This window comes from Arthrobacter sp. 179 (assembly GCF_052379645.1).
Taxonomy (GTDB): Bacteria; Actinomycetota; Actinomycetes; order Actinomycetales; family Micrococcaceae; genus Arthrobacter_H.
On the sequence record NZ_JBQSYU010000018.1, the window covers coordinates 62,549 to 69,402 of the forward strand.

General features: G+C 66.7%; 6 protein-coding genes and 1 pseudogene. All 7 read right to left on the reverse strand.

Annotated features, from left to right (window positions below):
• Window positions 1–10 precede the first annotated feature (10 nt).
• Entirely contained in the window at window positions 11–484 is a 474-nt protein-coding gene (gene ruvX / locus ACT3UE_RS11580; RefSeq protein WP_444555528.1) for a Holliday junction resolvase RuvX, read from the reverse strand.
• Between the two features lie 50 nt (window positions 485–534).
• Window positions 535–3,228, reverse strand: coding sequence for an alanine--tRNA ligase (gene alaS / locus ACT3UE_RS11585; protein WP_444555529.1), 2,694 nt, complete (start codon window positions 3,226–3,228; stop codon window positions 535–537).
• Window positions 3,229–3,283: 55 nt separating this feature from the next.
• A complete protein-coding gene (locus ACT3UE_RS11590) occupies window positions 3,284–3,529 on the reverse strand; it encodes a hypothetical protein (RefSeq protein ID WP_444555530.1) in 246 nt (81 codons plus the stop codon).
• 9 nt (window positions 3,530–3,538) lie between these two features.
• The gene (locus ACT3UE_RS11595) at window positions 3,539–3,910 is read right to left on the reverse strand and encodes a DUF948 domain-containing protein (protein ID WP_444555531.1); all 372 of its coding nucleotides are present in this window, start codon (window positions 3,908–3,910) and stop codon (window positions 3,539–3,541) included.
• A 167-nt stretch (window positions 3,911–4,077) separates the two neighbouring features.
• The gene (locus ACT3UE_RS11600) at window positions 4,078–5,346 is read right to left on the reverse strand and encodes a VOC family protein (RefSeq protein ID WP_444555532.1); all 1,269 of its coding nucleotides are present in this window, start codon (window positions 5,344–5,346) and stop codon (window positions 4,078–4,080) included.
• 268 nt (window positions 5,347–5,614) lie between these two features.
• Window positions 5,615–6,241 (reverse strand): 30S ribosomal protein S4, encoded by a 627-nt coding sequence (rpsD, locus tag ACT3UE_RS11605; protein ID WP_444555533.1) that lies wholly within the window; start codon window positions 6,239–6,241, stop codon window positions 5,615–5,617.
• Window positions 6,242–6,463: 222 nt separating this feature from the next.
• Window positions 6,464–6,854: pseudogene (locus tag ACT3UE_RS11610) on the reverse strand (cytochrome ubiquinol oxidase subunit I); the annotation flags it as partial.

Genomic DNA, 6,854 nt, shown 5'->3' on the forward strand with positions numbered 1-6,854 from the left:
CTGATGTCCTTCACTGAAGATCGGTGCTGGCGGAACGCCCTCCGGAAATGACGGAGTCCCCCACATCGCGCTGTAGTGATTTTTGCATATCCAGCGCTTGTTGCAGAATATCCGCTGCGGCGACCTGGTCCACCACTTGACGATGTTTCCTTCCGTCGAGCCCGGAATCATGCAGGGCCCGATGCGCCGAAACCGTGGTCAGACGCTCGTCGATCAGCCGCACAGACACCCCGGGAGCCTGCTCCTGGAGCCCTTCGGCCAGGAGCGAGGCGTAGTCGCGGGCCATCTGTGTCGAGCCTGTTTCATGACCGCGGAGGGACCGGGGCAACCCCACGAACACCTGGACTGCTGCGTGTTCGACCACGAGCTTCGCCAGGACGCGCAGATCGCTGTTCTTCTTCAGATCCCGTTTCAAGGTCTTCAGCGGTGTGGCCAGCACCCCGTCGGGGTCGCAGAGGGCCACCCCGACGCGTGCCATGCCCACGTCGACCCCAAATTTCACTCCGCGCGGAGGGCCCGGCGCGTCGGAGCCGCTCAGGATCGTTCCGCGATCTGGCGCAGGACCGCGGCCAGCGCATCGCCGGTCCGGGCGGGATCGGAGCCGCCGCCCTGGGCGACGTCGTCCTTCCCGCCGCCGCCGCCGCCGAGGATGCCGGCGGCTGTGCGCACCAGGGCCCCGGCCTTGACGCCGAGCCCGCGGGCGGCCTCATTGGTGGCCACCAGGACCAAAGGCCGTGAGTTGGCGACGCCGGTCAACGCCACGGCGGCCGGTTCGGAGCCCAACCGGTTGCGCAGGTCCAGGGCCAAGGCGCGCAGGTCATCCGCCGAGGCGACCGCCCCGGCATCGTGGGCCAGGACCCTCACCCCGGCCACCTCGCGGGCCTGGGAGAGCAGTGCGCCGGCCTGTGCGGAGCGCTGCTCGGCCCGCAACTTCTCGATTTCCTTCTCGGCGGCCTTCAACCGGGACAAGGTTGCATGGATGCGGTCGGTCAATTCCATCGACGGGACACGGAACAAATCGGTCAGTTCGTTGACCAGTGCCCGTTCCGCGGCTCCGTGGCGGAAGGCCTCCATCCCCACGAGTGCCTCGACCCGTCGGTTGCCCGAGCCCACCGACTGCTCCCCCAGCAGGGTCAGGCTGCCGATCTGGGAGGTGTTGGCCACATGGGTGCCACCACACAGTTCGCGCGACCAGGCCCCATCGATCTCCACGACGCGCACGGTGTTCCCGTACTTCTCGCCGAAGAGGCTCATGGCGCCCATGTCCTTGGCCTCATCCAAGCCCATGACGTTGGTCTGGACCTCGTAGCTGTTGCGGATGGCCAGGTTGGCGACTTCCTCGACCTCGGAGCGGGCGGCCTGCGACAAGGCCTCGGTCCAGCTGAAGTCGAAGCGCAGGTAGCCGGCCTTGTTGAACGAACCGGACTGGCTCGCCTCGGGACCGAGGATCTGGTGCAGGGCGGCATGGACCAGGTGGGTGGCCGAGTGGGCCTGTTCGCCGGACCGGCGGCGCTGTGCGTCGACTTCGGCGGTGACCAGGGCATCGGAGGGCAGTTCGCCTTCGCGTACGACGGCACGGTGCACCGACAGTCCGCGCACCGGGGACTGGACGTCCAGGACCTCCACGACGAAGCCGTCTCCGGTGATCAGTCCCACGTCGGCGGCCTGGCCGCCGGCTTCGGCATAGAACGGGGTCTCGTCCAGGACCAGTTCGATCTCCTGGCCCTGCTCGGCGTAGCGGACCAGTTCCCCGTCGCGGACGATGCCGCGCACCGAGGACCCGGTGGTCAATTCGTCGTAGCCGGTGAAGACGGTGTCCCCGGCGCCATGGAGTCCGCTGAAGACGGTCAGGTCCGCGTGTCCGGCCTTCTTGGCCTTCGCGTCCTTCTGCGCCCGCTGGCGCTGTTCGCTCATCAGGGCGCGGAAGGCCCCTTCGTCGACGGCCAGACCTGCTTCCGAGGCCATCTCCAAGGTCAGGTCGATGGGGAAGCCATAGGTGTCGTGCAGGGCGAAGGCCTCTTCCCCGGACAGGGAGGTCCCGGCGGCCTTGGACGCGGTGACTGCATGTTCCAGTCGCGCGGTGCCGCTGGCGATGGTGCGCAGGAAGGCCCGCTCCTCGGCATAGGCGATCCGTGAGATGCGGGCGAAGTCGGTTTCGACCTGCGGGTAGACGCCCTTCATGGTGTCCCGGGAGACCGGAAGCAGTTCGGGCAGGACCGGATCCTCGACCCCGAGCAGCCGCATGGCACGGACCGCACGGCGGATCAGGCGACGCAGGACGTAGCCGCGTCCTTCGTTGGAGGGGCTCACCCCGTCGCTGATGAGCATGAGCGAGGACCGGATGTGGTCCCCGACCACGCGCAGGCGCACGTCGTCGGTATGACGGGGGTCCTCCGGGTCCTCGGTGGAGGAGTATTCACGTCCGGCCAGCTCGGCGGCCCGATCCAGGACCGGACGGACCTGGTCGGTCTCATACATGTTCTCGACGCCCTGCAGGATCATGGCCAGACGTTCCAGACCCAGACCCGTGTCGATGTTCTTCTGCGGCAGTTCTCCGGCCACATCGAAATCGGTCTTCGAACGCACCGCGGAGAGCTGGTACTGCATGAACACCAGGTTCCAGATCTCCACGAACCGGGTTTCGTCCACCGCCGGGCCGCCGTCGAGCCCGTAGGCGGGGCCCCGGTCGTAGTAGATCTCGGAGCAGGGTCCACCGGGGCCGGGCTGGCCGGTGGTCCAGTAGTTGTCTTCCTTGCCGGTGCCCACGATGCGTTCGTCGGGAACGCCCATCTGGTCGCGCCAGATCGCGCGGGCTTCGTCGTCGCGCTCCTCGCCATCCTCGTAGACGGTGACCCAGAGGCGTTCGGGGTCCAGCCCGAAACAGCCGTCATCGACCGAACCGGTCAGCAGCTCCCAGGCGTAGGAGATGGCTTCGGCCTTGAAGTAGTCCCCGAAGGAGAAGTTCCCGCACATCTGGAAGAACGTGCCGTGGCGGGCGGTCTGGCCGACTTCTTCGATGTCCCCGGTGCGCAGGCATTTCTGGATGCTCACGGCACGCGGGTAGGGGGCCTCCTCCTGGGCGGTGAGGTAGGGAATGAAGGGGACCATGCCGGCGACGGTGAACAGCAAGGAGGGATCGTTGGAGATCAACGAGGCGCTGGGCACGACGGTGTGGCCCTTGGCTGCGAAGAATTCAACCCAACGGTTGGCGATTTCCTGCGATTTCATGAGTGCTGGCGATCCCTTCATGGAACGGTACTGCGGGGTGTGGTGGAGCCTGGTGTCAGCGGCGGTGCGTGGGGGCGTCGGCCTGCGGGTCGTCCAGTCCCAGGGCGGTCCGCAATTCGGCCTCGCGGCCGTGCATCCCGTCACGGAATGCTTCGGCGGACGTGGTCATCGCATCGGCCAGTCGTCCGACGGAACGGTTCAGTCCCTCGCGGCCCAACCCCTGTTTGACGGTGGCGACCTTACGGGCCGCCAGCACGCCGACGCCGACACCGATCCCGACCCAAAAGAGCTTCTTGATCATGCTGGCCTCCTAGCGGCTGCGGCGGCCGGTGCCGCCGGTGGGTGCATTGATGGCGCTACGGACGCCGTGGGTGAAAGCCGCGACCTTGATCAGCGGTCCGCCGAGCACGGAGGCGGCCAAGGACGAGAGCGCGGTGACATTGGCCGAGGCGTCGGAGACGTTGTTGGTGATGCCATCGACCTTCTGCAGTTGTGCGTTCGTGGAGGAGACCGTCGTGGTGACTTCCTCCAGTAGGGGGCTGGTCCCGTCCGAGAGCTCACGCACGGCCAGACGCAGTTCATCAAAGACCCTTCCGAGCTTGATCACGGGAACGGCCAACAGTGCCACCAGAATGGCGAAGACCCCTGCGGCGATGAGGCCGGCAATATCGGACCCGGTCATATGGAACTGCTCCTCCTGCTAGGTGCTAATCAACAAAGGACAACATTACCTTTTTCCGCCAGCGGTGGCGCAGTCGGCCCACCGGGCGCCGTGTTTTCCGTAAGAACCCGACGATCCTCGCCTCCGGGAGGGCCCACCCGAGCACGATCCGCCAGCCCCTGGGCCATTCATTCCCCCTGCGGCGGAGTGAGGAGGGTGAGCTCGTTGCCTTCGGGATCGGCAAAGGTGCGCCGGAGCCCGTTCTGTCCCGTCAGGGCCCGTCCCCCTGCTTCCAGTACCGCTTCGGTCTTCAGGCGGGCCGTCTCGGTGGAGACCTGCAGTTCGATATGCAACCGGTTGCGTGCCCGGCGCCGGTCCTCGTCCACCGGATCCATCTGCTGGAAGAAGAGGACCGGGTTGAGGCGGCGAGGATCAACGATGTCGGTCACCGAGGGGCGGGGATCCTGCGCATAGCCCAGCACCGAGGCCCAGAAGCCCCGGACGGCGTCCACGTCGATCGCGTCCACGCCGAATTGGACGAAGCGGGTACGCCCCCTCTCGGCCGTGAGTCCCAGGCCCCGGGCCGCCGCCTGGATCCGGCCGGCCAGGGCCACGAATGAGGAGCCATCGGAGCGTTCGGCGTCGTCCCACTGGTCTTTGCCGCTGTCGATCGTGACTCGCCCGGGACGCAGATCCACCAGAAGCGGGATCTTCGCCTCGTCGGCCAGCTCGGCCACCGCGGTGGCCAGGGATACGGCCACGGTGCCGGAGGCGGCCGGGTAGGAAGCGGTCGCCCCGAACGCGACGCTCCAATCGCTGGTGTCCGGTTCCGGTGAAAGCACGCCGCCCGGAACGAGGTCGACCTCGTTTCCATCGATGTCGGCCAGGGTGAGCCCGTTGGCTCCGAAAGGCTCCTGGCCGAGGGTGGAACGGACTGCCTCCACCTGGCCTGGTGGTCTGACGACGTCGACATGGATCCTGCCGCGGAGGTCGTTGTGCGCCGATGGACTGGCCCATGAGATGGCCGGGTCGCGCCCGGTGGGATCCTCCAGCCGGGCGGCGCCGTCGTGTTCGTACCCAAGCACCGTCTGCCAGAAGGTCCCCTGCGAGGAGGAGTCGGAGGCGTCGATCGCCAGCTGCATCACCTGCACAGTGTCCGGATCGGAAGCCATCCCCAGTTCTCGGGCGGCCGTGGAGATCGCCCGGGCCCGGGCCGCTTCCTCGTCACTGAACCGCCCCGGGGCGCCCGGGTCGAAGTGGATCCGCAGGCCGCTGGACCGTAGATCGATATCGGGCAGGGTCCCGCCCTGGAATACCTCGGCGATGCGACCTGCCAGAAGAGCGCTCCCGGCCAGCGAAGGGGCGTTGAACCACGCGCAGGCTCCGTCGCCGAGGAAACTCCAGTCCCCGGGCCCTGCATCGTTTGCGAACCCCGTGTAGTGGGGTGGCTGCATCATGAGGACACCTTCCATCAGTGGGCTCGCACCGCGACGGTGCTGCTCCCCGCTGGAGGGACATTCGTGGCCCCCGGGAAGGCGCCCGGTTTTCGTGCCGAGTCTAGAAGCCAGGATGGTCCCTGCCTAGGTCGGTTCGCCATCCCGGTCTTCGCCGAAGGTCCACTGGCCGTTGTCATCCCCAAGGAAAAAACATGGAGCCCATGACCAGCAGGTCATGGGCTCCATGGGTGACGCGCAGTACGCGTCGGGAATCAGCGGTGGCTGGTTCCTAGCGTGCGTAGTACTCGACGACGAGGTTCTCTTCGCAGGTCACGGGGACCTCCGAGCGCTTCGGGCGGCGCACGAGGCGGGCCTGAAGTGCTTCCATCTTGACGTCCAGGTAGGCCGGTGCGGCCGGCAGGACGTCGCGGTGCGCGCCGGTGGCGGCAATCTGGAACGGAACCATGGTCTCGGACCGCTCGTGGACGGCGACCAGCTGGCCTTCGCCTACGCGGTACGACGGACGGTCAACGCGCTGTCCATCAACCACGATGTGGCGGTGAACGACGAGCTGGCGGGCCTGGGCGATGGTGCGGGCGATGCCCGAACGCAGAACCAGGGCGTCCAGACGCATCTCGAGGAACTCCACCAGGTTTTCACCGGTGTCGCCAGCTGAGCGCTTGGCATCCTCGAAGTAGCGGGCCATCTGTGCTTCACGGATGCCGTACTGGGCGCGCAAACGCTGCTTTTCACGCAGACGCACTGCGTAGTCGGAATCCTGCTTCTTGCGGGCGCGTCCATGCTGGCCGGGGCCATAGGGACGACGCTCCATGTACTTCTCTGCCTTGGGGGTCAAGGCAAGGCCGAGGGAACGCGACAGGCGAACCTTACGGCGGGCACGGGTGTGATTAGCCACTGGTGTCCTTCTTCTTTTTATCGGCGACTGTGTGTCACTGGCCTCCCTGGCGGAGAGTTAAGGGAAGTCGCTCCCTTGGTACTACAACTCGATCTCCATCCGGGGCACCGGGGTGCCGCCTGAAAGGTCATGCGGATGTGATCGGCTTGCCAGCCAAGGAACCATCCTAACACCACCGATGGCCCGGTCCCGTGTACGGGTCCCGGGCCGGTCGTGGATCAGTTACCTTCGCTCCTCCCGGTCCTTCTGGTCCGCCGGGCCGAACACCGAGGCTGCCATGGCCGTGGGCGTCACCCGGGCCGAAAGTTCCGGATGGTGCAGATCCAGGGCAGGACGTTCGGAGCGGATCCGCGGCATCGAGTGGAAGTTGTGCCGCGGCGGCGGGCAGGAGGTCGCCCATTCCAGCGAAGCACCGAAGCCCCATGGATCATCGACCTCGACCCGTTTGGCCGACCGGGCGGTGATCCAGACGTTCCAGAAGAACGGGATCATCGACAGGCCCAGAACCATGGAGAAGACGGTGGAGAACTGGTTCATGGTGGTGAAGCCGTCTTCGGGCAGGTAATCCGCATACCGGCGCGGCATGCCGATCACGCCGAGCCAGTGCTGGATG

Coding starts and splice junctions, on each gene's coding strand:
- ACT3UE_RS11590 (WP_444555530.1), bottom strand. CDS start 3,529: ATGATCAAGAAGCTCTTTTGGGTCGGGATCGGTGTCGGCGTCGGCGTG.
- ACT3UE_RS11600 (WP_444555532.1), bottom strand. CDS start 5,346: ATGATGCAGCCACCCCACTACACGGGGTTCGCAAACGATGCAGGGCCC.
- alaS (WP_444555529.1), bottom strand. CDS start 3,228: ATGAAATCGCAGGAAATCGCCAACCGTTGGGTTGAATTCTTCGCAGCC.
- ACT3UE_RS11595 (WP_444555531.1), bottom strand. CDS start 3,910: ATGACCGGGTCCGATATTGCCGGCCTCATCGCCGCAGGGGTCTTCGCC.